This is a genomic window from Dechloromonas aromatica RCB (assembly GCF_000012425.1).
In genome coordinates this window covers 4,142,815-4,165,739 of the sequence record NC_007298.1, presented here as the reverse complement: position 1 = coordinate 4,165,739, position 22,925 = coordinate 4,142,815, and the positions used below count along the sequence as shown (strand labels likewise).

The 22,925-nt window shown below is 61.0% G+C and carries 23 protein-coding genes; 15 read left to right on the top strand and 8 right to left on the bottom strand.

The window, feature by feature from the left end; all coding sequences use genetic code 11:
- Window positions 1-13 precede the first annotated feature (13 nt).
- The 3 genes from DARO_RS19755 to ubiB form a co-directional block, all read right to left on the bottom strand.
- The gene (locus tag DARO_RS19755; RefSeq protein ID WP_011289594.1) at window positions 14-454 is read right to left on the bottom strand and encodes a DUF302 domain-containing protein; all 441 of its coding nucleotides are present in this window, start codon (window positions 452-454) and stop codon (window positions 14-16) included.
- 64 nt (window positions 455-518) lie between these two features.
- Complete coding sequence (locus tag DARO_RS19750) at window positions 519-3,794, bottom strand: DEAD/DEAH box helicase (protein WP_011289593.1); 3,276 nt, start codon at window positions 3,792-3,794, stop codon at window positions 519-521.
- A 4-nt stretch (window positions 3,795-3,798) separates the two neighbouring features.
- Window positions 3,799-5,319 (bottom strand): ubiquinone biosynthesis regulatory protein kinase UbiB, encoded by a 1,521-nt coding sequence (gene ubiB / locus DARO_RS19745; RefSeq protein ID WP_011289592.1) that lies wholly within the window; start codon window positions 5,317-5,319, stop codon window positions 3,799-3,801.
- 220 nt (window positions 5,320-5,539) lie between these two features.
- Between ubiB and DARO_RS19740 the strand changes: the two genes are divergently transcribed.
- The 15 genes from DARO_RS19740 (at window position 5,540) to DARO_RS19670 (ending at window position 18,384) form a co-directional block, all read left to right on the top strand.
- Window positions 5,540-7,060, top strand: coding sequence for a GGDEF domain-containing protein (locus DARO_RS19740; RefSeq protein WP_041224558.1), 1,521 nt, complete (start codon window positions 5,540-5,542; stop codon window positions 7,058-7,060).
- Window positions 7,061-7,069: 9 nt separating this feature from the next.
- Entirely contained in the window at window positions 7,070-7,600 is a 531-nt protein-coding gene (locus tag DARO_RS19735; protein WP_011289590.1) for a DNA-deoxyinosine glycosylase, read from the top strand.
- Between the two features lie 31 nt (window positions 7,601-7,631).
- The gene (gene argS, locus DARO_RS19730; protein ID WP_011289589.1) at window positions 7,632-9,395 is read left to right on the top strand and encodes an arginine--tRNA ligase; all 1,764 of its coding nucleotides are present in this window, start codon (window positions 7,632-7,634) and stop codon (window positions 9,393-9,395) included.
- 9 nt (window positions 9,396-9,404) lie between these two features.
- The gene (locus DARO_RS19725; RefSeq protein ID WP_011289588.1) at window positions 9,405-10,034 is read left to right on the top strand and encodes an SPOR domain-containing protein; all 630 of its coding nucleotides are present in this window, start codon (window positions 9,405-9,407) and stop codon (window positions 10,032-10,034) included.
- A 9-nt stretch (window positions 10,035-10,043) separates the two neighbouring features.
- Window positions 10,044-10,700: a thiol:disulfide interchange protein DsbA/DsbL gene (locus DARO_RS19720; RefSeq protein ID WP_011289587.1), complete on the top strand. Its 657-nt coding sequence runs from the start codon at window positions 10,044-10,046 to the stop codon at window positions 10,698-10,700.
- Entirely contained in the window at window positions 10,701-11,483 is a 783-nt protein-coding gene (locus DARO_RS19715; RefSeq protein WP_011289586.1) for an SDR family oxidoreductase, read from the top strand. It abuts the gene before it with no gap.
- A gap of 4 nt (window positions 11,484-11,487) precedes the next feature.
- Entirely contained in the window at window positions 11,488-11,691 is a 204-nt protein-coding gene (gene thiS / locus DARO_RS19710) for a sulfur carrier protein ThiS (protein ID WP_011289585.1), read from the top strand.
- A 12-nt stretch (window positions 11,692-11,703) separates the two neighbouring features.
- On the top strand, window positions 11,704-12,486 hold the full coding sequence (locus tag DARO_RS19705; protein WP_011289584.1) for a thiazole synthase: 783 nt from the start codon (window positions 11,704-11,706) through the stop codon (window positions 12,484-12,486).
- Complete coding sequence (gene trmB / locus DARO_RS19700; RefSeq protein ID WP_011289583.1) at window positions 12,483-13,223, top strand: tRNA (guanosine(46)-N7)-methyltransferase TrmB; 741 nt, start codon at window positions 12,483-12,485, stop codon at window positions 13,221-13,223. The genes DARO_RS19705 and trmB overlap by 4 nt, the downstream gene beginning before the upstream one ends.
- Window positions 13,224-13,277: 54 nt before the next feature.
- Complete coding sequence (locus DARO_RS19695; protein WP_011289582.1) at window positions 13,278-13,898, top strand: c-type cytochrome; 621 nt, start codon at window positions 13,278-13,280, stop codon at window positions 13,896-13,898.
- A 207-nt stretch (window positions 13,899-14,105) separates the two neighbouring features.
- The gene (locus DARO_RS19690) at window positions 14,106-15,020 is read left to right on the top strand and encodes a recombination-associated protein RdgC (protein WP_011289581.1); all 915 of its coding nucleotides are present in this window, start codon (window positions 14,106-14,108) and stop codon (window positions 15,018-15,020) included.
- Window positions 15,017-15,406, top strand: coding sequence for a YchJ family metal-binding protein (locus tag DARO_RS19685; protein WP_011289580.1), 390 nt, complete (start codon window positions 15,017-15,019; stop codon window positions 15,404-15,406). The genes DARO_RS19690 and DARO_RS19685 overlap by 4 nt, the downstream gene beginning before the upstream one ends.
- A gap of 41 nt (window positions 15,407-15,447) precedes the next feature.
- Entirely contained in the window at window positions 15,448-17,127 is a 1,680-nt protein-coding gene (locus tag DARO_RS19680; protein WP_011289579.1) for an ATP-binding cassette domain-containing protein, read from the top strand.
- An 85-nt stretch (window positions 17,128-17,212) separates the two neighbouring features.
- Window positions 17,213-17,623, top strand: a complete 411-nt coding sequence (locus tag DARO_RS19675) for a YidB family protein (protein ID WP_011289578.1) — start codon at window positions 17,213-17,215, stop codon at window positions 17,621-17,623.
- 95 nt (window positions 17,624-17,718) lie between these two features.
- The gene (locus tag DARO_RS19670; RefSeq protein WP_011289577.1) at window positions 17,719-18,384 is read left to right on the top strand and encodes a YiaD family glycine zipper/OmpA-like lipoprotein; all 666 of its coding nucleotides are present in this window, start codon (window positions 17,719-17,721) and stop codon (window positions 18,382-18,384) included.
- A gap of 28 nt (window positions 18,385-18,412) precedes the next feature.
- Here DARO_RS19670 and hemW read toward each other — a convergent pair whose 3' ends face one another.
- From hemW to DARO_RS19645, 5 genes are all read right to left on the bottom strand, one after another.
- Complete coding sequence (gene hemW / locus DARO_RS19665; RefSeq protein WP_011289576.1) at window positions 18,413-19,612, bottom strand: radical SAM family heme chaperone HemW; 1,200 nt, start codon at window positions 19,610-19,612, stop codon at window positions 18,413-18,415.
- An 83-nt stretch (window positions 19,613-19,695) separates the two neighbouring features.
- Window positions 19,696-20,283 carry an RdgB/HAM1 family non-canonical purine NTP pyrophosphatase gene (gene rdgB / locus DARO_RS19660; RefSeq protein ID WP_011289575.1) on the bottom strand — a complete coding sequence of 196 codons (588 nt, stop codon included), beginning with the start codon at window positions 20,281-20,283 and terminating at the stop codon, window positions 19,696-19,698.
- Window positions 20,280-20,996, bottom strand: coding sequence for a ribonuclease PH (gene rph, locus DARO_RS19655; RefSeq protein WP_011289574.1), 717 nt, complete (start codon window positions 20,994-20,996; stop codon window positions 20,280-20,282). Before rph ends, rdgB begins: the two co-directional genes overlap by 4 nt.
- Window positions 20,997-21,006: 10 nt before the next feature.
- Window positions 21,007-21,927, bottom strand: a complete 921-nt coding sequence (locus DARO_RS19650) for a PP2C family protein-serine/threonine phosphatase (RefSeq protein ID WP_011289573.1) — start codon at window positions 21,925-21,927, stop codon at window positions 21,007-21,009.
- Window positions 21,927-22,871 (bottom strand): serine/threonine-protein kinase, encoded by a 945-nt coding sequence (locus DARO_RS19645; protein WP_011289572.1) that lies wholly within the window; start codon window positions 22,869-22,871, stop codon window positions 21,927-21,929. Before DARO_RS19645 ends, DARO_RS19650 begins: the two co-directional genes overlap by 1 nt.
- Window positions 22,872-22,925 lie beyond the last annotated feature (54 nt).

The following is a 22,925-nucleotide window of genomic DNA, read 5'->3' as shown; positions in this document are numbered from 1 at the left end:
TTTCAGGCAAGGCTCATTGCCCCGCTTCGGCGCTAATTTCCCTGAGCAAGGGTTCGACCAGCTTCGCCGCTTCGCCTTTGGGTAGCCGATAGGCAACCCAAGTCGCATTTTTTTCACCGGGCAGCGTGTAGATCGAGATGGCGAAAGGGCAGAGCACGATGTTGTGCGGGTCCAGTTCCATCATCTTGCGCGACAGTTTGGCCGAGCAGAATTCGATGATTTCCGCCTTTTCAAAGACCTGCCGAGTGGCACCAATGTCAGCTCCGGTCCGGGCCAGCATATCGGCGATATGCGAGGTGTAATTGATTACCAGCCCCCGGTTTTCGATGGCCATGACCACTGCTTCCTTGGCATCGTCGAAGTTTGTCGCCAGTTTTTTCCTGACCATCCATTCCTCGGCATGGGCGGTCGCGATGAAGAGTCCAAGGCAAAGCAGAGCAACAAAGCGGTGCATGGCAAATCCTCTATTAGAAAACGCTGCTGAGCCTATTGTAGGCATTGCCGCGCCCCAGCGGTACTTACTCGGGCAAGGGTTCGAATAGTGCGGCCAGGTCGTCGGTCCCGAACTTGACGTCCACGCGGTGGTCTTCGGACAGAATCCCGGCGGCCAGTTCGGCTTTCCGCTCCTGCAGGGCAAGGATTTTTTCCTCAATGCTGCCGCTGACAATCAGCTTATAGACGAAGACCGGTTTGTCCTGACCGAGTCGGTGTGCCCGGTCGGTGGCCTGGTTTTCGACGGCCGGGTTCCACCACGGGTCGTAGTGGATCACGGTATCGGCGGCAGTCAGGTTCAGACCGACGCCACCGGCTTTCAGACTGATCAGGAAGATCGGTACTTCGCAGTCCTGGAAGCGGCGAATCGGCACTTCGCGGTCGACGGTATCGCCGGTCAGCGTGACGTAGGTGATGCCGGCCTTGTCCAGTTCATGCTCGATCAATGCCAGCATGCTGGTGAATTGCGAGAAGACGAGGACACGGCGGCCTTCGTCGACCAGTTCCGGCAGCATGGCCATCAGCAGGTCGAGCTTGGCGCGTTCCGTCACCTTGCGGGCGGAACTGGCCTTGACCAGGCGGGGGTCGCAGCAGACCTGGCGCAGCTTGAGCAGGGCATCGAGGATGACGATCTGGCTACGGGCGAAACCCTTGCTGGCGATTTCATCGCGCACCTTGGCGTCCATCGCGGCGCGCACCGTTTCGTAGAGGTCGCGCTGGGAGCCTTCGAGTTCGACGCTGCGGATGATGATGGTCTTCGGCGGCAGTTCCTGCGCCACATCTTCCTTCTTGCGGCGCAGGATGAACGGGCGAATGCGCCGGGCGAGCAGGCTGCGCCGGGCCATGTCACCCTGTTTCTCGATTGGTGCCCGCCAGTGGCGGTTGAACTGCTTGCTGGTGCCGAGGAAGCCGGGGAGCAGGAAGTCGAACTGGCTCCACAGTTCGCCGAGGTGGTTTTCGAGCGGCGTACCGGTCAGGCACAAGCGATGGCGGGCGTCGATCTTGCGCACTGCCTCGGCGCTCTGACTCTGGGCGTTCTTGACCGTCTGCGCCTCGTCGAGAATGAGCAGGTGGTAGCTGTGCTGCATCAGCTCGTCGGCATCGCGCCAGAGCAGCGGGTAGGTGGTCAGGATGACGTCGTGCTTGGTGATTTCGCCGAATTGGGTCTTGCGTTCCGGGCCGTGCAGCGACAGTACCTTGAGGTCGGGAGCGAAACGCGCCGCTTCATTCTTCCAGTTGAAGATCAGCGAAGTCGGCAGGATGATCAGCGCTGGTTTTTCCAGGCGGCCGGCTTCCTTTTCGAGCAACAGGTGGGCCAGCGTCTGGGCGGTCTTGCCGAGGCCCATGTCGTCAGCCAGGATGCCCGACAGATCGTGCTCACGCAGGAACTGCAGCCAGGCCAGGCCTTCCTTCTGGTAGGGGCGCAAATCAAGCCGGAAGCCGGCAGGGGGCGCGACGTCGCCAATGCCCTGGGCGTCGAGCAGGCGTTCGGCCATGGCCATGATGTCGCTCTGGCCGCGGAACTGCCAGCGGCTGATGTCGGACAGTTCGGCTAGGCGCGGTGCGTCGAAACGCGACAGGCGCAGCACGTTGCCACCGGAGAAACCATCGAACAGGTCGATCAGCGTGGCGGCGAGCGGTTTGATGCGACCGGCCGGCACGCGCAGGCGCTTGCCGCGGGCCGTGTAGAGGTCGATGCCTTCGGTGTCGGGAACGCGTTCGAGCTCGGTTGCTTCCAGCCAGCGCGGGTCGGTGCGGAACAGATTGGCGAGCAGCGGGGCCAGCGGCAGGCGCTCGCCTTCAACGATGATGCCCATGTCGAGGTTGAACCAGCCGTTGTCGGCTTCGAACAGTTCGGCTTCCCAGCCATCGACCTCGATGACGTGGTGACGGAAATCCTCGGGAAATTCGATCTGCCAGCCAGCTTCCTTCAGGCGCTGGGCGTCCTGCATGAAGGGCACCCACAGCGACTCTTCGGCCAGGCCATAGATGCCTTCCGGCGGGCTGCCGAAGGTATGCAGCGTGTGGCTGGGGATCTTCTGCAGGCCAAAGTCTTCCAGTGTCAGCAGCGCCTTGGCTTCCTCTTCCGGCCGACGTTTCAGGCGGATGGTCTCGCCCTCGGGCAGGGTGATGAATTCGCTTTTTTCCTCGGGCCGGACATCGGTGTCGGCATAGCGGAAAACGACCTTGGCGACATCGAACGAGTCGCCGCCGAAATTCTGCGGATAGTTGCGCCAGGCGCGATGGCCGTGGGTATGCAACGTTTCGAACTGGAGGATCGGTTGCAGCGGTGCATCAACCAAGCGCAGGCGGGCACCGGCATCGTCGCCAGGCAGCGGCAGATCGGGGGCGAGTTCGGACAAGGCCTCGGCGACCAGCGCGGCTTCCTTGGAAGATAGCGGCGGTAGCGAGAACAGGCGATTGACCACGCCGGGGTTGCCGGTCACTTCAAGTGGCCCGGTTTCGCCTTCGGCCAGGTCGACGTACCAGGGCGGATCGACGGCGATGATCATCTCGGCCGAAGGTTCCGGCTTCAGGTAAGGGCGCTGGAAGCCCATGCCATCGACCTGCCAGCCAATGCTGGCCGGGCGGGTAGCGCTGGCGTTGAGCGGCAGGCCGAGATCGTCTTCCGGATAAAGCCGGTGGCTGGCCGCCATGCGCTGCAGAATTTCGGCGCCATGTGTCGGCCCGAGGCCGAAAGCCCGCAGACCTGTCTCGTGGCCACGGTCAGCCCAGATCAGGCGGAGGATGCCGAGGTCTTCCTCGGTGACGAATTGTGGCGGCGTGACCAATGCGCGGTCGACCTTCCACCACTCCTCGGCACTTTCCGGGAATTTGCCCTTGCGGATTTCGATGCCGAACTGGCGCTTGTCGGCCGTCCATTTCAGGATGTAGAACAGCTGCTGCCGGGCACTGGCCGGGCGAGCTTTCTTCTTGGCGACGGCAATCGAGGTGCGGCGCAGGTCTTCGACCCAGGAGAGGACGCTATTGCTGACGCGTTCCTTCGGGTTGCGTTCTTCAATGGCCTTGAGCAGCATGGCCGCGACGTGCTTGCAGTGGCGGCCGACATTGCAGGTGCAGCGGCTGACCACCATCATCTCGCCGCTCTGGGCCTGGCTCAGGTAGGCCTGGACCGTATAAGGCGTCTTGGCCGAGCCGGGGACGACGGCGCTGAGCTGGCTGCCATTGATTTCAAGATCGCGGACCAGATCAACGTAAGGCTTGGCCTTGTTGATGTCGCGGGTGGCGAACCAGTCGGCGACGTGCTCAGCGGTGAAGGTTTCGAGGGTGACGACGGCCATCGGGTCAGGCGAACAGCGCGCCGACGAGCAGGGCGAGCAGCAGGGCGATAATGGCCAGCCAGCGATTCTGCTGATGCTGGGCGGCGATCAGTTGGGCGAGTTGAGGTTGCAGGTCGGCCTTGGTCGGGTTGGACAGCGCCTGATGGACGAGGCGCGGTAGTTGTGGAATGGTCCGCGCCAGATAGGGCGCTTCCTGCTTGAAGGTCTTGATCAGGCCTCGCCAGCCGATCTGCTCGCTCATCCAGCGCTCGAGGAAAGGCTTGGCGGTTTTCCACAGGTCGAGTTCAGGATCGAGCTGGCGGCCGAGGCCCTCGATGTTGAGCAGGGTCTTCTGCAGCATGACCAGTTGCGGCTGGATCTCGACGTTGAAGCGGCGCGAGGTCTGGAACAGGCGGAGCAGGATCTTGCCGAAAGAGATGTCCTTCAGCGGGCGGTCGAAAATCGGTTCGCAGACGGCGCGAATGGCCGCTTCGAACTCGTCGACGCGGGTGTCTTTCGGCGCCCAGCCGGATTCGATGTGCGCCTCGGCGACACGCTTGTAGTCGCGACGGAAGAAGGCGAGGAAGTTCTGGGCGAGGTAATTCTTGTCAGAATCGGTCAGCGTGCCGACGATGCCGAAATCGAGCGCGATGTAGCGGCCATCGGGGGCGACGAAGATGTTGCCCGGGTGCATGTCGGCGTGGAAGAAGCCGTCGCGGAAGACCTGCGTGAAGAAGATTTCGACGCCGGCCGCCGATAGTTTGGAGAGGTCGATGCCGTCGGCGCGCAGCTTGTCGATCTGCGAGATCGGCGTGCCCTTCATGCGCTCCATGACCATGACCGTCGAGGTGCAGAAATCCCAATGCACCTCGGGCACGATCAGCAACTGCGAGTCGGTAAAGTTGCGGCGCAGTTGCGAGGCGTTGGCGGCTTCGCGCATCAGATCGAGCTCATCGCGCAGATACTTGGCGAATTCAGCGACCACTTCGCGCGGCTTCAGGCGCTTGCCGTCCGACCACAGCTTTTCAAGCAGCATGGCCAGGTTGTCCATCAGCGCCAGATCGTGCTCGATGACCGACAGCATGTTGGGGCGCAGGATCTTGACGGCGACTTCATGGCCGCCATCCTCTTCGCGCAACTTGGCGAAATGGACCTGGGCGATCGAGGCGGAGGCAATTGGCGTCGCGTCGAATTCGGCAAAAACTTCGCTGGCCGGACGGCCATAGGCCTTTTCGATTTCGGCTAGGGCGAGCGCGGAGTCGAAAGGTGGAACGCGATCCTGCAAGCGGGCCAGCTCGTCGGCAATGTCGGGGGGCATCAGGTCGCGCCGGGTGGACAGCACCTGGCCGAACTTGACGAAAATCGGGCCCAGTGACTCCAGGGCAAGGCGCAGGCGGACGGCACGTGGCGTGGACAGGTCGCGCCAGAATTGCAGGGCATTGGCGATGCGCACCAAGCGGCCGCTCGGCTCGTGTTCGAGCACCATCTCGTCCAGGCCGAAACGGCTGGCGACAGAGGCGATCTTGAGCAGGCGAAGGATGCGCATTGGACGGTAAACGCCGGCCGGGCCGGGCAGCAAAGCTAAACGAGCATGTTAACACGCCAACGCGGGTTGCGGCCCGGCGATTTGGGGGTGTTGGCAATGCGCGGGCCGGTAGCCAAAGTCGAGGCTAACTATCTTGCAGGTCGGGCGCTTCAATGGGATAAACTTGCTAACCGACTGTCCCGGTGCCATGTCTCGCCACCCGAAGCCAAATATCGCGTCCATGAACGACCCAAAACAGCCCTCAGATATTGCGCGGGAAGCGCTAAAGCGCCTTGCTGTTCGTCACTTGCAGCCGACGCCTGCCAATTATCAGGCGTGCTACAACGAAATCGCCGGTATTCCGAACATCCTTCCTTTTCCCGAAGTGCCGTTGCGCCACTTGGCGACTCAATTGTCGCCGCGCAATAAGCGGCAGCAGCAATCGCTCGATTTGCTCGACTCGGCGATTGGTCGGCGTAGTTGGCAGTGCGTTACCGATGCGTTGAATACTTTTGCCCAGGCTGGCGTTGTGTCGCCACCCGCCGAACCAGCCTCCTCGTCGGTGGAGTCGTTGCCTGGCGAGTTTGCCAGCAAGCTCGCCCGTCTTGTTGAGGGCGTGTTGCCTGCGCTGGGCGACGATAATTCGCGGGTGGCCGGAATGGCCAATGAATTGCTGTTGATGCTCAAGCAGACGACGGTCGAGCTAACTTCCGTTCAGGAGCTTCTGGCCAATCTGGCTTACCAGATGTGCGCTGCTGCCGAGGAGCAGGTCGAGATCAAGGGGGCCCTGCTCAAGCTCTTGCACATGATCATCGAGAATATCGGCGAGCTGAGTGTTGATGACAGCTGGTTCAAGGGGCAGATCGATGGTCTTCTGGCGGCGGTTGCCCCGCCGTTGACGCTGCGTCATCTCGATGAGATGGAGCGCCGCTTGCGCGACGTGATGGAAAGGCAGGGGCGCGCCAAGTCGCGTTCTGTCCAGGCGCAGGCTGAAATGCGTCATATGCTGGCTGAGTTCATCGAGCGACTGGCGACCATGAACCGTTCGAGCAGCGAGTTCGAGGGGCGTATCGAGGAAAGTGCGCGCCAGATCGAGAGAGTCTCTAGCGTTGATGATTTGAGGCCCTTGCTTGATGATGTGATCAGGGCGACGCATGCGATGGCCGAAGAAACCGCGCAATCCCGCGAGCAATTGAAAACGCTGCAGGATAAGGTGTTGATTACTGAATCGGAGCTGATGCAGTTGCATCAGGAGCTGGATAACGCCAGTGCCCTGGCCCGCCACGACCCGCTGACCGATGCCTTGAACCGCAAGGGGCTGGACGAGGCTCTGGCGCGCGAGGTTTCCAGCATGCGGCGCAAGGATTTGCCCCTGTCGATCAGTTTGCTTGACGTCGATAATTTCAAGAAACTCAATGACCGGCTCGGTCACGATGCCGGCGATGGGGCCTTGATCCATCTGGCGGACGTTACGCGGAGCAACATGCGACCGAGTGATACGCTGGCCCGCTACGGTGGCGAGGAATTCGTCGTCCTGATGCCGGATACGACCCTGGAGCAGGGTATTGAGGCGATGACCCGTCTGCAGCGCGAGCTCACCAAGGCGATCTACCTTTCGGGTAATGAAAAGATACTGATCACGTTCAGTGCCGGGGTGGCTCAGCTGGCACCTGATGAAACCGGTACCGATGCCATCCGGCGAGCCGATCAGGCCATGTATCTGGCCAAGCGCTCCGGCAAGAACCGGGTCATGGGGGGCTGACTGCGCGTCATGTCACCGATGTCGCAGATTCAAGGCTTTTCACCGGTCGTCGATGCTCGCGCCAGGATCCTCATTCTCGGCAGCATGCCGGGGGAGGCTTCGTTGCGTGCCGGACAGTACTACGCCAATGAACGTAATGCTTTCTGGCGGATCATCGGAGATTTGATCGGTGCCGGGCCTTCGCTGCCTTATGCTCAGCGCCTGGAAAGCTTGCAAGCGGCCGGGATTGCCTTGTGGGATGTGATTGCCACGTGTGAGCGCTACGGTAGTCTGGATTCCGATATTGTTCGCGGCTCGGTTTGCGTCAATGACTTTCCGGCTTTTTTTGCGGCCCATCCCGGTATTGAAAGCGTGTATTTTAATGGTGCTACGGCCGAGGCCAGTTTTCGCCGCCATGTGCTCCCGGGGCTGGGCGGCAAGGAATTGCGCCTGCTCCGACTGCCATCCACCAGCCCGGCCCATGCGGCACGCAGCTACCTTGAAAAACTGGCGGCCTGGTCGGCAATTACGAAGCAGACCCCGGGCGTCGGCAGCGTATAATCGCCGTTTTGGATTTTTCTGCCGCAAATCAATGGCCCAAGACGTCAAAACCCAGCTGACCGCCCTGTTGCAACAGGCACTGGCCAGCGTTGCACCTGCTGCAACCGATACCCCCATTCACCTCGAGCGCCCGCGCGATCCGACGCATGGCGACTTCGCGACCAACTTGGCCATGCAATTGGCCAAGGCGCTGAAGAAGAACCCGCGCGAAATCGCCAATCAGCTGCTGGCTGAGTTACCTCCCTCCAGGCTGGTGACCAAGGCTGAAGTGGCCGGGGCGGGCTTCATCAATTTCACGCTTGATGCCGGCTTCAAGACCGATGTTGTCAAGGCCGTGCTGGCCGAAGGCGATAATTTTGGCCGCTCGAACCAGGGTGGCTGGCAGAAAGTGCAAGTCGAATTCGTGTCGGCCAACCCGACCGGCCCGCTGCACGTCGGACATGGTCGCGGTGCTGCTTACGGCGCTTCGCTGTCCAGTCTGCTGACTTTCGCCGGCTGGGACGTGACCCGCGAGTATTACGTCAATGATGCCGGTCGTCAGATGGACATCCTCGGTCTGTCGACCTGGTTGCGCTACCTCGAACAGCACGGCGTCGATGTGCCCTTCCTGCCCAATGCCTATCAGGGCGACTATGTACGCGACATGGCCAAGCAGATGACGGTGGCGCATGGCGACAAATTCGTTCGTCCGGCCGCCGACGTGCTGGCCGGGACGCCTGGCCTGCCTGAGGCCGAGCGTGCCGACGATGAAGCCAAGCGCCAGCGCGACCTGCATCTCGACGCCTTGATCGCCAATGCCAAGGTATTGCTTGGCCCGGACTGGACCTATGTGCATCAGCATGCCTTGTCCGAGCAATTGGCGGATGGCCGCGACGATCTGGAAGAGTTCGGTGTCCATTTCGACGTCTGGTTCTCCGAGCAGGCGCTGTTCGACACCGGCTTGGTCGCCCGTTGCGTCGACCTGCTGGAAAAGAACGGTCACCTGTATGTGCAGAACGGTGCCCGCTGGTTCAAGTCGACCACTTTCGGTGACGAGAAGGACCGCGTTGTCCAGCGCGAAAATGGCCTCTACACCTATTTCGCCTCCGATATTGCCTATCATCTGAACAAGTTCGAGCGTGGCTTCGACAAGGTCATCAATATCTGGGGTGCCGATCACCACGGCTACATCGCCCGCGTAAACGGGGCGATCACCGCGTTGGGGCTGGATGCCAGCAAGTTGCAGGTCGCACTGGTCCAGTTCGCCGTGCTCTACCGCAACGGCCAGAAGGCCTCGATGTCGACGCGCTCCGGCGAGTTTGTCACCCTGCGCGAATTGCGCGGTGAAGTTGGTAACGATGCCTGCCGCTTCTTCTATGCGCTGCGCAAGTCCGACCAGCACCTCGATTTCGACCTTGATCTGGCCAAGAGCCAGACCAACGAGAACCCGGTCTATTACATCCAGTACGCTCATGCCCGCGTCTGCTCGGTGATCAACCAGTGGGGCGGCGATCTGGCCACTTTGGCCGATGCCAATCTGGCGCTGCTCGACAACCCGCGCGAACTGGCCATTGCCAGCAAGCTGGCTGAATTCCGTGACGTCATCGATGGCGCCGCCCGCGAATTGGCGCCGCACCTGATTGCCTTCTACCTGAAGGATCTGGCTGGTGAATTCCACGGCTGGTACAACGCCGAACGCATGCTGGTCGATGATGCTGCACTGCGCGATGCTCGCGTCGCGCTGGCCGCTGCCGTGCGCCAGACGATCCGTAACGGCATGACGATCCTCGGTGTCAGCTGCCCGGATTCGATGTAAGGAAATTTGATGAGTCGCGATATGAAATCCCGCAAGAGCGCCCCGGCAAAAAAGAAATCCGGAGGCGGTACGCTGGTCGGCATGTTTATTGGCCTGGTGCTTGGTGTCGGGATTGCGGCCGGGGTGGTCTGGTATCTGAACAAGTCGCCCTTGCCCTTCGTCGAAAGAGCACAGCCGCCAGCCAAGGCCGAAGGTAGCAACGGGCAGCCGGCCCAGCCCTTGGCCTTGCCAGGCAAGCCGGGTGACGCTATCCCGGAAAAGCGCTTCCAGTTCTATGACATCCTGCCAGGCAAGGCGGATGCCGTGCCGGACAAGACCTCCAAGCCGGATGCCAAGAAGGACGAGGCAAAAAAGGACGAGGCGAAGAAGGAAGAAAAGAAAGAGGACAAGAAGGAAGAGGCCAAGGAATCGAAGACCCCGCTCTTCCTGCAGGCCGGTTCGTTCAGCACGGCGCAGGACGCTGACAACCAGAAGGCCAAGCTCGCGTTTATGGGTATTGAGGCCGTCGTCCAGCAGGTGATGATTCAGGACAAGACCTTCTACCGTGTGCGGGTCGGCCCCTACACGAAGATCGATGAATTGAACAAAGTACGTGCCGAGCTTGCCAAATCCGGCATTGAAGCTCAACTGTCCAAATAGGAGTAGCGAATGAAGGTTTCACGCCGCAGTTTCGTCAGCACCATTTTTGCATTCGGCGCCGCCCTTGCCGTGGCCATGCCTTCCTTTGCCCAGACCGTCGGCAAGGATTACACGCCGATCGTTCCGGCGCAGGCGACCGAGGATGCTGCGAAGATCGAAGTGCTCGAATTCTTCAGCTATGGTTGCCCGCACTGTGCGGATTTCAACCCGTTGCTGACGGCCTGGGTGGCCAAGCAGCAGGGTGATGTGGTCGTCAAGAAGGTGCCGATCACCTTTGGTCGCGCCGCCTGGGCGAACATTGCCAAGCTGTACTACACGCTGGAGATTACTGGCGACCTGCACCGTCTTGAAGCTGATGTCTTCAAGGCGATCCATGCTGAGCGCCAGAACCTGTTCGACGAAAAGACCGTGACTGAATGGGCACTCAAGAAAGGTGTCGATGCGAAGAAATTTGCTGAAACCTTCAATTCCTTTGGCGTCATGAGCAAGGTCAAGCGTGGCGATCAAATGGCACAGGCCTACAAGATCACCGGCGTCCCAGCACTCGCCGTCGAAGGCAAGTATCTGGTCGGTGGCAAGGATTTCAACGAAGCACTGGCGATCACCGACAGCCTGATTGCCAAGGTGCGTAGCGAGAAGTCAGGCAAAGGCGCCGGCAAGAAATAATTGACGCTCAGGGTCTTCATCACAGGCGCCTCGTCGGGTATCGGCGAGGCGCTTGCCGTTTACTATGCCGCTCAAGGTGCTCGTCTTGGCCTGGTGGCGCGACGCAACGAGTTTCTTGAGGCTTTGAATCAGCGTCTTGGCGGGCAGCATGCCTGCTATACGCTGGATGTCAGCGATGCGCCGGCGTTGCATGCGGCGGCCGCCGATTTCCTGGCTCGTTTTGGCGCGCCGGACATCATCATTGCCAATGCGGGGGTTTCGGCCGGTACGTTGACCGAATGCGAGGAGGATCTGGCGGTCTTCCGGCGCGTCATGGACACCAACGTTTTCGGCATGGCGGCGACTTTCGCGCCCTTCATTCCGGCCATGAAGGCAGCCGCTAGCGGCGGCAGGAAAACGCAGCGGCTGGTCGGTATCGCCTCGGTCGCCGGTATCCGTGGGTTGCCGGGGGCAGAGGCCTATTCGGCCTCAAAGGCAGCGGCGATCACCTATCTGGAAAGCCTGCGTCTTGAAATGCGGCCGTACGGCATCAAGGTGGTGACCATCGCGCCGGGCTACATCGAAACGCCGATGACGGCGGTCAATCCCTACCAAATGCCGTTCTTGTTGCCAGTCGACCAAGCAGCCGAGCGTTTTGCCGCCACCATCGAGCGTGGCACGAGCTATGCCGTGATCCCGTGGCAGATGGGCGTGGTGGCCAAATTGTTGCGGGTTTTGCCCAACTGGCTTTACGACCGCTTATTCACCAGCGCACCGAGAAAACCGCGCGGCTTGCTAAAATAGCCCGATGCTCGAACTTAAAATCAATGGCGAGTCCCGCCAGTTTTCCGAAGCGTTGACCGTAGCGGGGCTGATCGATCAGCTCGGGTTTACGGGCAAGCGCATCGCCGTCGAACGTAACGGCGAAATCGTCTCCAAGAGCCAGCATGCAACGACAGCGCTGGTGACGGGCGACCAACTTGAAATCGTCGTCGCCGTCGGCGGCGGCTAAGGAGCAATCTCCATGCATCAACTGACTATCGCCGGCAAGGCGTACCGCTCCCGTTTGCTGGTCGGCACCGGCAAGTACAAGGACTTCGCTGAAACACGGGCGGCCATCGATGCCTCGGGGGCGGAGATCGTCACCGTCGCCATCCGCCGTACCAATATCGGCCAGGATGCCAGTCAGCCCAATCTGCTGGACGCCATTCCACCGTCCAAGTTCACCATTTTGCCCAACACCGCCGGCTGCTATACCGCCGACGATGCGGTGCGCACGTTGCGTCTGGCGCGCGAACTGCTCGACGGTCATCCGCTGTGCAAGCTGGAAGTGCTCGGTGATCCGACCAACCTGTTCCCGAACATGCCGGAAACCCTGAAGGCCGCCGAAACGCTGGTCAAGGAAGGTTTCCAGGTCATGGTGTACTGCGCCGACGATCCCATCCAGTGCAAGATGCTCGAAGAAATCGGCTGTGTGGCGGTGATGCCGCTGGCTTCGCTGATCGGTTCCGGCATGGGTATCGTCAATCCGTGGAACCTGCGTCTGATCATCGACAACGCCAAGGTGCCGATCATCGTCGATGCCGGCGTCGGTACGGCCTCCGATGCGGCGATTGCCATGGAATTGGGTTGCGACGGTGTGCTGATGAACACGGCCATTGCTCACGCCAAAGACCCGATACTGATGGCCAGCGCCATGAAGAAGGGTGTTGAAGCAGGCCGCGAGGCTTTCCTGGCGGGCCGTATGGCCCGCAAATACTACTCGGCCGACCCTTCGTCGCCGACCTCTGGATTGATAGGCTCATGAGCGATACCCCCCTGATTCAACCGGCCAATGTCGGCGAAGGCGTTTACGAAGAAGGCCGCGAAGGCTATGGGCACATCAAGAGCTACGTGCGACGGGCAGGCCGCATGTCCTCGGCCCAGGAGAACTACTACGCCGAGATGATGCCGAAGATCGGCCTGGTCTATGCATCTCAGCCGATCGATCTGGCTGCCTTCTTTGGCCGGAACAATCCGAAAGTGCTCGAAATCGGCACGGGGATGGGCGAAACCACGGCCAAGATTGCCGATGCCAATCGCGATATCGACTACCTCGGCGTCGAAGTGCATGTGCCGGGGGTTGGGGCGCTGTGCAAGCAGATCGCCGAACGCGAGCTGACCAACCTGCGCATCTGCCAGCACGATGCGGTTGAAGTGGTCCGTGACATGCTGCCGGAAGATTCGCTCGATGGTGTCCATGTCTTCTTTCCGGATCCGTGGCACAAGGCCCGCCACAACAAGCGCCGCCTGATCCAGTCGCCGTTCGTTGCGCTGCTTGCTTCCCGCCTGAAGCCGGGTGGTTACTTCCATTGCGCCACCGACTGGGAAGAATACGCGCACCAGATGCTGGAAGTGCTCTCTGGCGAACCGACGCTGGTCAATTCATCGGAAGGCTTTGCCCCGCGCCCCGATTACCGTCCGCTGACCAAGTTCGAAAACCGAGGTTTGCGCCTCGGCCATGGCGTCTGGGACGTCATTTTCCGTAAAAAACAGCTGGCATGAAAACAAGCGCTGGGTAAAATGTGATTTGTAATTAATTATAAAAGCGGGGTTGTTATGAAATGTAGCAAAAGTATTTCCATGGGATTGCTGGCGGCATTGGCCGTACTGCCTCTCTGTATCACGCCAGCGCTGGCATCCGATCGCTCCGGCAAAGAAGTGGTTGATACCGTCTGTGCAGCGTGCCACTTGTCCGGCAAGGACGGTGCTCCAAAAATTGACGATCGTGCCGCCTGGTCCCAGCGTGCATCCAAGGGTCTGGACAAGCTGACGCAGAATGCCATTACCGGGGTTCGCAACATGCCGGCCCATGGTGGTCAGGCAGCGCTTTCCGATGTCGAGATGAGTCGTGCCGTGGGCTATATGGTGAGTGCCGGTCATTCAGCCGATACGAACAAGGTTTACAGTTCAGCGAAGTCACGGAGCGGTGATCAGGTGGTTCAGGAGCGTTGCCAGGAGTGCCACGCCACCGGGAAGAACGGCGCGCCGAAACTGGGCGATATGAATGACTGGAAGCCGCGTCTGAAAAATGGGGTTGATCCTCTGATCAAGTCAGCCATCAATGGCCATAACTCGATGCCGGCTCGCGGTGGCCTGGCCAATTTGAGCGATGCCGAAATGAAGGCCGCTGTTGAATTCATGGTCAGCAAGACTGGCGGTCACGTCGGTACCAAATAGTCTGAATCCCTGGCCCGGCAAGTGAGTCGGGTGCTGTTGAAAAAGAGCCTCTGGCAACTCACACGAAGTTGCCAGAGGTTTTTTTCTGGCAGGCTTCAGGTGCCTTGTCGCGATGCATTCCGGCAAGGCAGCCGGCCGGCTGTTAAACTCTCGCTCTTTGCTCCCGCGCCGACGATTGGTAGCGGGCTGTTTTTTGGGAAATACGCCATGTGGTTCAAGAATCTCCAGCTTTATCGCCTGCCGACGCCGTGGAACATCGACCTCGCCAAATTTGACGAACAACTCTCCCGTGGGCCGTTTGTAAAGTGCCCGAGCAACCAGCCGATGAGCCGTGGCTGGGTATCGCCGCGCCGCGATGGTGCGCTGGTTTACTCGCTTGGCCAGCAATGGATGATTGCCCTGAGTGTTGAGCAGCGCCTGCTGCCTTCTTCCGTAGTCAATGAAGAGGTCAAGGAACGGGCCGAGCTGATGGAAGCCCAGCAGGGCTATGCCCCCGGTCGCAAGCAGTTGAAGGAATTGCGCGAGCGCGTCACTGAAGAACTGATGCCCCGCGCCTTTACCCGCCGCCGCACCACTTACGTCTGGCTTGATCCGAAAAATGGCTGGTTCTGCGTCGATGCCGGCAGCCCTGCGAAGGCCGAGGAGGTCATCGAGCATCTGCGTCACTGTCTCGATGATTTCCCGCTGACCATGTTGCACACCCAGGTTTCGCCGCAAGCGGCGATGGCCGACTGGCTGGCCGGCGGCGACGCCCCGGCTGGCTTTACCATCGACCGCGACTGCGAACTGAAGGCGGCCGGCGAAGAGAAAGCGGCTGTGCGTTACGTCCGTCACCCGCTGGGCGATGAAATCAGCGGCGAGATCAAGGCCCACCTGGCCAGCGGCAAGATGCCGACCAAGCTGGCCCTGACCTGGGACGACCGCATTTCCTTCGTGCTTGGTGAAAAGATGGAAATCAAGCGCCTCGCTTTCCTTGATCTGCTCAAGGAAGAAGCCGAGAAAAGCGCCGAACACGCCGATGAGCAGTTCGATGCCGATTTCGCGCTGATGACCGGCGAACTGTCGCGCTTCCTGCCGCAACTGGTTGAAGCCCTCGGCGGCGAAGTCGTCGAAGCCAAGTGAAAACGAGTGACGCCTGTCCCTGCGGTAGCGGCAGGCGTTACGCCGATTGCTGCGGCCGACTGCACGCCGGGGCTGAAGTTGCCCTCACAGCCGAGGCGCTGATGCGCTCGCGTTACAGTGCCTATGTGCTGAGGCTGGACGATTACCTGCAGGCCAGCTGGCACCCATCGACCCGGCCGGTTAATCTTGATCTGGCCGAAGACGATGGCACCAAGTGGCTCGGGCTGGAGATCAAGCGCCACCAGCTGCAGGATGAAAATCATGCCACCGTCGAATTCGTCGCCCGCTACCGGATTGACGGACGTGGCCATCGACTGCACGAAATCAGCCGCTTTGTTCGCGAAGATGGCTGCTGGTTCTACGTCGACGGCGACATCATCGCCTGATCGGGCGTTCGCGCCCACCCTCTGAAGAAAACGAATACCCCATGATCATCCTCAAGAACGTCACTCTGCGCCGCAGCTCGAAAGTGCTGCTCGACAAGGCCTCCGTCACCATCAATCCCGGTGAAAAGGTCGGTCTGGTTGGCCGCAATGGTGCCGGCAAGTCCACGCTGTTTGCACTGCTCAACGGCACGCTGCATGAGGATGGCGGGGATTATTCGATTCCCAAGCAATGGCAGATGGGCCAGGTGGCGCAGGACATGCCGGAAACCGAGCAGTCGGCCACCGATTTCGTCATCGACGGCGACACCAAGCTGCTCGCCGCCCGCAACGAAGTGCACGACGCCGAAGCCAGCGACGACGGCATGCGCATGGCCGAGGCCTACATGGCGCTCAACGACGCTGGCGAGCACGACGCCGAAGCGCGCGCCCAGTCGCTGATCCTCGGCCTCGGTTTCAAGGTGTCCGAACTGCACAACCCGGTCAACAGCTTCTCCGGCGGCTGGCGCATGCGCCTGCAACTGGCCCGCGCCCTGATGTGCCCGTCCGATATCCTGCTGCTCGACGAACCGACCAACCACTTGGACTTGGACGCGCTGGTCTGGCTCGAAGCGTGGCTCAAGCGTTACCAGGGCACGCTGGTCATGATCAGCCACGACCGCGAATTCCTCGACGCCATCACCCAGGTCACGCTGCATATCGACAACGCCAAGCTGGTCCGTTACGGCGGCAATTACAGCAAGTTCGAAGACATGCGCGCCGAGCAGATGCTGCTCCAGCAGGCGACGATGGCGAAGCAGGCCGAGAAGATCGCACACCTGCAATCCTTCATCAACCGCTTCAAGGCCAAGGCCAGCAAGGCCAAGCAGGCCCAGAGCCGAGTCAAGGCGCTCGACCGCATGGAAAAGATCGCGCCGGTGCTGGCCGACGCCGAATTCACCTTCGAGTTCCAGGAGCCGCAGAACCTGCCCAACCCGATGCTGTCGATGATGGACGTCACCATCGGCTACCCGCCGGCGGAAGAAGCGCCGGCCGGCACGCCGCCGACCGTCATCGTCCGCGGCATCAACCGGTCGGTCATGGCCGGCCAGCGCATCGGCATCCTCGGCGCCAACGGCCAGGGCAAGTCGACGCTGGTCAAGACCATCGCCCGCGACCTCCAGGCGATCAGCGGCGATGTCACCGAGGGCAAGGGCCTGAACATCGGCTACTTCGCCCAGCAGGAGCTTGACGTGCTGCGCCCGCAGGACACGCCGCTCGAACACATGGTGCGCCTGGCCAAGGAAGCCATCGCTGCCGGCCGCAGCAACGTGCCGGGACGCGAACAGGAACTGCGAAATTTCCTCGGCACCTTCAATTTCGGCGGCGAGATGGTCAAGCAGGCGGTCGGCACCATGAGCGGCGGCGAAAAGGCGCGCCTGGTGCTGTGCATGCTGGTCTGGCAGCGCCCCAACCTGCTGCTGCTCGACGAACCGACCAACCACCTCGACCTCAACACGCGCGAAGCGCTGGCCGTCGCGCTCAACGAATTCGAAGGCACCGTCATGCTGGTCAGCCACGACCGCGCCCTGCTGCGCTCGGTCTGCGACGAGTTCTGGCTGGTTTCCAAGGGCGGTGTTGCGCCGTTCGACGGTGATCTGGAAGACTATCAGCGCTATCTGCTCGACGAAGCCAAACGGGTGCGTGAAGAGGCATCGGCTGCGCAGAAGAAGCTGGCGGCGTAGCAGGCAGCCTTTCGCAAATATTCACAATCGCCGTCATGCCGATGGATTAGGATGGCCCAATCTAATTCCTTGTGGAGAGAAAATCATGGGTCTTCTTGATTCGGTCGTTGGTGCCTTGGCGGGCGGGCAATCTGGTGGTGAAAGCCCGCTGCTGAACATCGTTATGCAGCTGATCAACAACCCGCAGACCGGTGGTCTGGGCGGGCTTGTCCAGTCCTTCCAGCAGGGCGGCCTGGGCAATATCGTCAATTCATGGGTGTCCACGGGCCAGAATCTGCCGATTTCGGCCGAACAGATTCAGGCTGTCCTTGGTGGCGGCAAGCTGCAGGAAATTGCCGCCCAGTTGGGCGTTTCAACGGAACAGGCTTCCGGTGGTCTGGCCGATCTGCTGCCACAGGTGGTCGACAAGCTGACCCCGAATGGTCAAGTCCCCGAAGGTGGTGATCTTCTGGCCCAGGGGTTGGACATGCTGAAAAAAGGCGGCCTCTTCGGCTGAGCCTGCGCTCTCGTTCTCGGCTGGGTCAGTTTGCGCTATCGCTTGGACTGACCTAGGCTGAGTACTCAATTGCTGTATTTCGAGGAGCGTCGTACATGAAAAACATCTTGGCGAAGTTGGTCGCGTTTGCCGTTTTTGGTGGCAGCCTGTCGGGCTGCGCCAACATGGACGAGTCGCAGCGGACGACAGCAACGGGCGCGGCAGTCGGCGCGGTGGCAGGTGCGCTTCTCGGAACGGTGACGGCTGGTGGTAACAAAGGCAGGAGCGCAGCGACCGGTGCAGCTGTCGGTGCTGCGCTTGGCGCCGGTGGTGGCTACCTGTGGTCGCGGCACATGCAGGAACAGAAAGCGGCAATGGAGCAGGCGACCCAGGGTACTGGTATCGGCGTCACCCAGACGGCCGACAATCAGCTCAAGCTGGATATCCCCAGCGACCTGTCCTTCGATTCCGGTCATTACGACATAAACCCCGCACTGCATGCCGTGCTTGATCGTTTTGCCTCGACGCTGATCCAGAATCCGGTGACCCATGTGCGCATCGTCGGGCATACCGACAACGTCGGAGGCGATGCGATCAACAATCCCTTGTCGGTCAACCGCGCAGCGGCGACCCGCGATTACCTGGCTTCGCGCGGGGTGGCAAGCAACCGGATCAGTATTGATGGCCGCGGTTCGCATGAGCCGATTGCCGATAATTCCACGCCGGCCGGGCGGGCCAAGAACCGGCGGGTCGAGATTTTTGTCGCCGAGGTTCCGCGCTAAAGACAGGGGGCGGTATTCGCCCCGAATGCTAGAGAAAACGTTCTAGCAACACGTTCAGAAAGCGCCGGCCCTTCGCGGTCGGCGCAATTTTTTCCGGGCCGACGATCAGCAGTCCGTCGGATTCTGCGGCTTTCATTTGCGGCAGGACGCGGTTCAGCGACTGGGCAGTGCGCGCTTCGAACAGGGACGGGTGGAAGCCGTCGGCCAGGCGCAGCGCATTCATCATGAATTCGAAGGGCAGGCTGGCCACTTCAACCTGATTGTCTTCCTGCACTGCGTGGCCGCTGCGGATATTTTCCAGGTAGGCCTTCGGGTGTTTCCAGCGCATCTGGCGCAGTACCCGGTCATGCAAGGTCAGCTTGGAGTGGGCGCCAGCGCCGATGCCAAGATAATCACCGAAATACCAGTAATTGAGGTTGTGCTTGCACTGCTTGCCGCGTTGGGCAAAGGCCGAGGTTTCGTAATTGCTGAAACCGGCAGCAGCCAGGCGAGCTTCGATGCTTTCCTGCATGTCGGCGCAGATATCACTCTCCGGCAGTTCCGGTGGGAAGGCGGCGAAGCGGGTATTCGGCTCCAGCGTCAGCTGGTAGCAGGACAGATGTGAAGGGGAAAAGCTCAGCGCGGTTTCAACATCAGAGAGCGCTTGTTCGTGCGTTTGCCCCGGCAGGCCGTACATCAGGTCGAGGTTGAACGAGTCAAAATGCTCGCCGGCCAGTTGTGCCGCGCGCTTGGCCTCTTCGGCGCCGTGGATGCGGCCGAGCGCTTGCAGGTGTTCATCGTTGAAGCTCTGAATGCCCAGAGACAGGCGATTGACGCCGGCGGAGCGGAAGCCGGCGAACTTCTCCGCCTCGACCGTTCCCGGGTTTGCTTCCAGCGTGATTTCGGCATCCGGCGCCAGCATGGCCAGCGCCCGGAAGGTGGCGATCAGTTCGTCGACCGCCGCCGGCGACAGCAGGCTGGGTGTGCCACCCCCAAAAAAGACACTGACCACCGGCCGGCCCCAGATCAGCGGCAGGGCAGATTGCAGGTCAGCGATCAGCGCATCGACATATTCACGTTCAGGGATCGTCCCGTTGGCCTCGTGCGAATTGAAGTCGCAATACGGGCACTTCTGGACGCACCACGGCACGTGCACATAAAGGGCGAGTGGCGGCGAGACGCGGAACTCCAATGATGAGGAAACGGAGGGTGTCTTGCCGGCGGCGAAGATAGGAATGGTGCGTGCCATAGAGCCTGATGAATTCGGAGGGGGGCGTCCGGAAGGGGGATCCCAAGGCTCCCGCCTGCGCGGGAGTGACAGCGTATTTCGACCTAGAGTGTCGGCAGTCGTTCGATCAGTTTTTGCATGGCCCGGCCGCGGTGCGACAGCTGGTTCTTGACCTCGCTATCGAGTTCGGCCGCAGTCTGGTTCTGGCTGGGCACGAAGAACAGCGGATCGTAACCGAAACCATCGGCGCCACGTTGTGCCTCGAGAATTTCGCCGTGCCATTCGCCTTCGGCAATGATCGGCTGCGGGTCGTTGGCCGCACGAACCAGCACCAGTACGCAGTAGAAATGTGCCTTGCGGTTGCTTTGCCCCTTCAGGTGGGCGAGCAGCTTCTCGTTGTTGCGGGCATCCGATTTCGGGTCGCCGGCATAGCGGGCGGAGAGCACGCCGGGGGCGCCGTGCAGCGCTTCGACGCAGAGACCGGAATCGTCGGCCAGCGCCGGCAGGCCGCTATGTTCGGCGGCATGGCGGGCCTTGGCCAGTGCATTCTCGACAAAGGTGCAGTGCGGCTCTTCAGCCTCGGGAATGCCGAGTTGGCCTTGCGGGATGACTTCGAAGCCGAGCGGCGCCAGAAGGGCGTTGAGCTCCTTCATTTTCTTGGCGTTGTTGGAGGCGAGGACGAGCTTTTTCATGCGGCGAGGGCGGATTGCTGGGCGGCGACAAGGTGGCGAACACCGAGTGTGGCCAGGTCGACCAGTACGCTCATCTGCTCACGGGTGAATGGCTCGCCTTCGGCGGTGCCCTGTATTTCGACAATGCCACCGGCGCCGGTCATCACGACGTTCATGTCGGTGTCGCAGTCGGAGTCCTCCGGGTAGTCGAGGTCGAGGACCGGTGCGCCTTTGTAGATGCCGACCGAAATGGCTGCGACATGGTCGCGCACCGGGTTGGCGGGCAGCTTGCCGGCCTGGACCAGCTTGTCGCAGGCTTCGTAGAGGGCAACCCAGGCGCCGGTGATCGAGGCGCAGCGGGTGCCGCCATCGGCCTGCAGGACGTCGCAGTCGAGCGTGATCTGGCGCTCACCAAGGGCTTTCAGGTCAATGACCGAGCGCAGGGCGCGGCCGATCAGGCGCTGGATTTCCTGCGTCCGGCCGGTCTGCTTGCCCTTGGCGGCTTCGCGAGAAGAGCGGGTGTGCGTGGCACGCGGCAGCATGCCGTATTCGGCCGTGACCCAGCCCTGGCCCTTGCCGCGCAGGAAGGGCGGCACATTTTCTTCGACGCTGGCCGTGCATAGCACGCGGGTATCACCCATTTCGATCAGCACCGAGCCTTCGGCGTGGCGCGTGAAATTGCGGGTGATGCGGACGGTACGAAGCTGGTCCGGCTGGCGTTGGCTGGGGCGCATTGGGTAATCCTTATTTTTTCGGGGGTGAATATTTTTCGATGGCGGAGCGGATTTCCTCGATCGCATCCTCGATTTCGTCGTCGCTCAGTTCGCTCTTGTAGGCCGGGTTGCGGCCGAATTCCTCAAGGCGGGTCGTCACTTCGTCCTGGCTCATGGTCTGGGTCGAGATGGCGCTGCTCGCCTCTTCGACGTAAGTGTCTTCCCAACGCACGGCGACGACCGACAGGTTGTCGCCATGGGCGCCGCCCTTGAGTTCCGCCTGGTTGAGCACCATCGGCACGGCTTGCAGCAGGTTGGTGCCTTTCAGGGCGACGGCCATCATGTCGCCGGACATTTCACCCCACAGGCCATCCGAGCAGAGCAGGAGGATGTCGCCGTGATCGAGCGGTGTCTTGCGTGAAAATTCGATCTCCGGCGGCGTCGGGCTGCCCAGGCAGCTGTAGATCTTGTTGCGGTCAGGGTGGAAGGCAGCCTGAGCCTCGGTGATCATGCCTTCTTCGACGAGCAGGCGAATGCGCGAATGGTCCTTGGTCTGGGCGATGACCCGGCCGTCACGCATCATGAACAGGCGGGAGTCACCGGCATGTGCCCAGTAGGCCACGTTGTCCTGAATGACGCAGGCGACACAGGTGGTGCGCGGGGTGTCTTTCAGGCGGTGGCGAGCCGTGTAATCGAGAATGGCGTGGTGCGCATTGGTCATGCCCTTCTGCAGAAAACGGAAGGGATCGTTGAGTAGCGGCCGGGCTTCACGCTGAAAGGCGTCAGCCAGCGTCTGGACGGCGATCTGAGCTGCGATTTCACCATAGTGATGGCCACCCATGCCGTCGGCAACAACCATCAGCAGGGCGTCGCGGGAGTAGCAGTAGGTCGTGCGGTCCTCGTTGTTGGAGCGGCCGCCTTGGCGACTTTCCTGATAGATGGTGAATCTCATTAAATCGGCTTCCTGAGTTTTTCGACAAAGCGGCCCAGCCAACTAGGATTGGCCTTCGGGCGTGGTGGCGTAATCGTTTCAACGAGCGCCTTCTGCAGGGCAAAGACGCTTTGCGGACGGTAAAGGTGGTTCAGGTTGAGGCACCAGTCGATGATCTCCAGCAGGCGATCGGAGTACTGGCCGTCCCAGCGCATCATGGCGGGGGGGAGGGTGTCTTTTTTCATGCGGGCATCGGCCGCTTGCGGTGCGACGCCAGCCAGGCAGGCATACATCGAGGCGCCGACGCTGTAGATGTCACTCCACGGTCCGAGGTCCTTGCGGTTGCCATAGTGTTCCGGTGAAGCGAAGCCAGGCGTGTACATCGGCTTGAGAATCGGCTGGTCGGTGACCAGGGTCTGGCGCGCGGCGCCGAAGTCGATCAGCACCGGCGTATTGTCGCCCCGCAGGTAAATGTTCGACGGTTTCAGGTCAAGATGCAGCAGCTTGTTCGAATGGACTTCGCGCAGACCGTTCAACAGGCGGGTGAAGACGCCGCGGATGAAGCGTTCGGAAATGTGCCCCTGGTGTTTCTGGATGAATTCTTGCAGCGTCCGGCCGTGTTCGTACTCCATCACCATATAGACAGTGTCGTTGGCGCGGAAAAAATTCAACACGCGGATCACGTTGGGGTGAGACAGGCGGGCCAGGGCGCGGCCTTCCTCGAAGAAGCACTTCATGCCATAGCGGAAGGCACCGAGATGTTCCGCAGTGATGACTGGCTTGATTTCACCCTTGCTGCGCAGCGCGAGGCTATTGGGCAGGTATTCCTTGATCGCGACTTGGCGGCCCTCGGGATCCGTGGCGAGATACACAATGGAAAAGCCGCCGAGCGAAAGCTGGCGGTCAATTATGTACTCTTCGAGCGGGTGGCCGTTAGGTAAGGCCTGATTGGCTTGTTGCGCCATGGATCTCGCGGTTATGATGCAATTTCAGGCATTTTCGGGCGTGTTGTCCGGCCT

Excerpts from the sequence above, each read along its gene's own strand:
- DARO_RS19755 (WP_011289594.1), bottom strand. The coding sequence starts at position 454 with ATGCACCGCTTTGTTGCTCTGCTTTGCCTTGGACTCTTCATCGCGACC.
- DARO_RS19750 (WP_011289593.1), bottom strand. The coding sequence starts at position 3,794 with ATGGCCGTCGTCACCCTCGAAACCTTCACCGCTGAGCACGTCGCCGAC.
- ubiB (WP_011289592.1), bottom strand. The coding sequence starts at position 5,319 with ATGCGCATCCTTCGCCTGCTCAAGATCGCCTCTGTCGCCAGCCGTTTC.
- DARO_RS19740 (WP_041224558.1), top strand. The coding sequence starts at position 5,540 with ATGAACGACCCAAAACAGCCCTCAGATATTGCGCGGGAAGCGCTAAAG.
- DARO_RS19735 (WP_011289590.1), top strand. The coding sequence starts at position 7,070 with ATGTCACCGATGTCGCAGATTCAAGGCTTTTCACCGGTCGTCGATGCT.
- argS (WP_011289589.1), top strand. The coding sequence starts at position 7,632 with ATGGCCCAAGACGTCAAAACCCAGCTGACCGCCCTGTTGCAACAGGCA.
- DARO_RS19725 (WP_011289588.1), top strand. The coding sequence starts at position 9,405 with ATGAGTCGCGATATGAAATCCCGCAAGAGCGCCCCGGCAAAAAAGAAA.
- DARO_RS19720 (WP_011289587.1), top strand. The coding sequence starts at position 10,044 with ATGAAGGTTTCACGCCGCAGTTTCGTCAGCACCATTTTTGCATTCGGC.
- thiS (WP_011289585.1), top strand. The coding sequence starts at position 11,488 with ATGCTCGAACTTAAAATCAATGGCGAGTCCCGCCAGTTTTCCGAAGCG.
- DARO_RS19705 (WP_011289584.1), top strand. The coding sequence starts at position 11,704 with ATGCATCAACTGACTATCGCCGGCAAGGCGTACCGCTCCCGTTTGCTG.
- trmB (WP_011289583.1), top strand. The coding sequence starts at position 12,483 with ATGAGCGATACCCCCCTGATTCAACCGGCCAATGTCGGCGAAGGCGTT.
- DARO_RS19695 (WP_011289582.1), top strand. The coding sequence starts at position 13,278 with ATGAAATGTAGCAAAAGTATTTCCATGGGATTGCTGGCGGCATTGGCC.
- DARO_RS19690 (WP_011289581.1), top strand. The coding sequence starts at position 14,106 with ATGTGGTTCAAGAATCTCCAGCTTTATCGCCTGCCGACGCCGTGGAAC.
- DARO_RS19680 (WP_011289579.1), top strand. The coding sequence starts at position 15,448 with ATGATCATCCTCAAGAACGTCACTCTGCGCCGCAGCTCGAAAGTGCTG.
- DARO_RS19675 (WP_011289578.1), top strand. The coding sequence starts at position 17,213 with ATGGGTCTTCTTGATTCGGTCGTTGGTGCCTTGGCGGGCGGGCAATCT.
- DARO_RS19670 (WP_011289577.1), top strand. The coding sequence starts at position 17,719 with ATGAAAAACATCTTGGCGAAGTTGGTCGCGTTTGCCGTTTTTGGTGGC.
- hemW (WP_011289576.1), bottom strand. The coding sequence starts at position 19,612 with ATGGCACGCACCATTCCTATCTTCGCCGCCGGCAAGACACCCTCCGTT.
- rdgB (WP_011289575.1), bottom strand. The coding sequence starts at position 20,283 with ATGAAAAAGCTCGTCCTCGCCTCCAACAACGCCAAGAAAATGAAGGAG.
- rph (WP_011289574.1), bottom strand. The coding sequence starts at position 20,996 with ATGCGCCCCAGCCAACGCCAGCCGGACCAGCTTCGTACCGTCCGCATC.
- DARO_RS19650 (WP_011289573.1), bottom strand. The coding sequence starts at position 21,927 with ATGAGATTCACCATCTATCAGGAAAGTCGCCAAGGCGGCCGCTCCAAC.
- DARO_RS19645 (WP_011289572.1), bottom strand. The coding sequence starts at position 22,871 with ATGGCGCAACAAGCCAATCAGGCCTTACCTAACGGCCACCCGCTCGAA.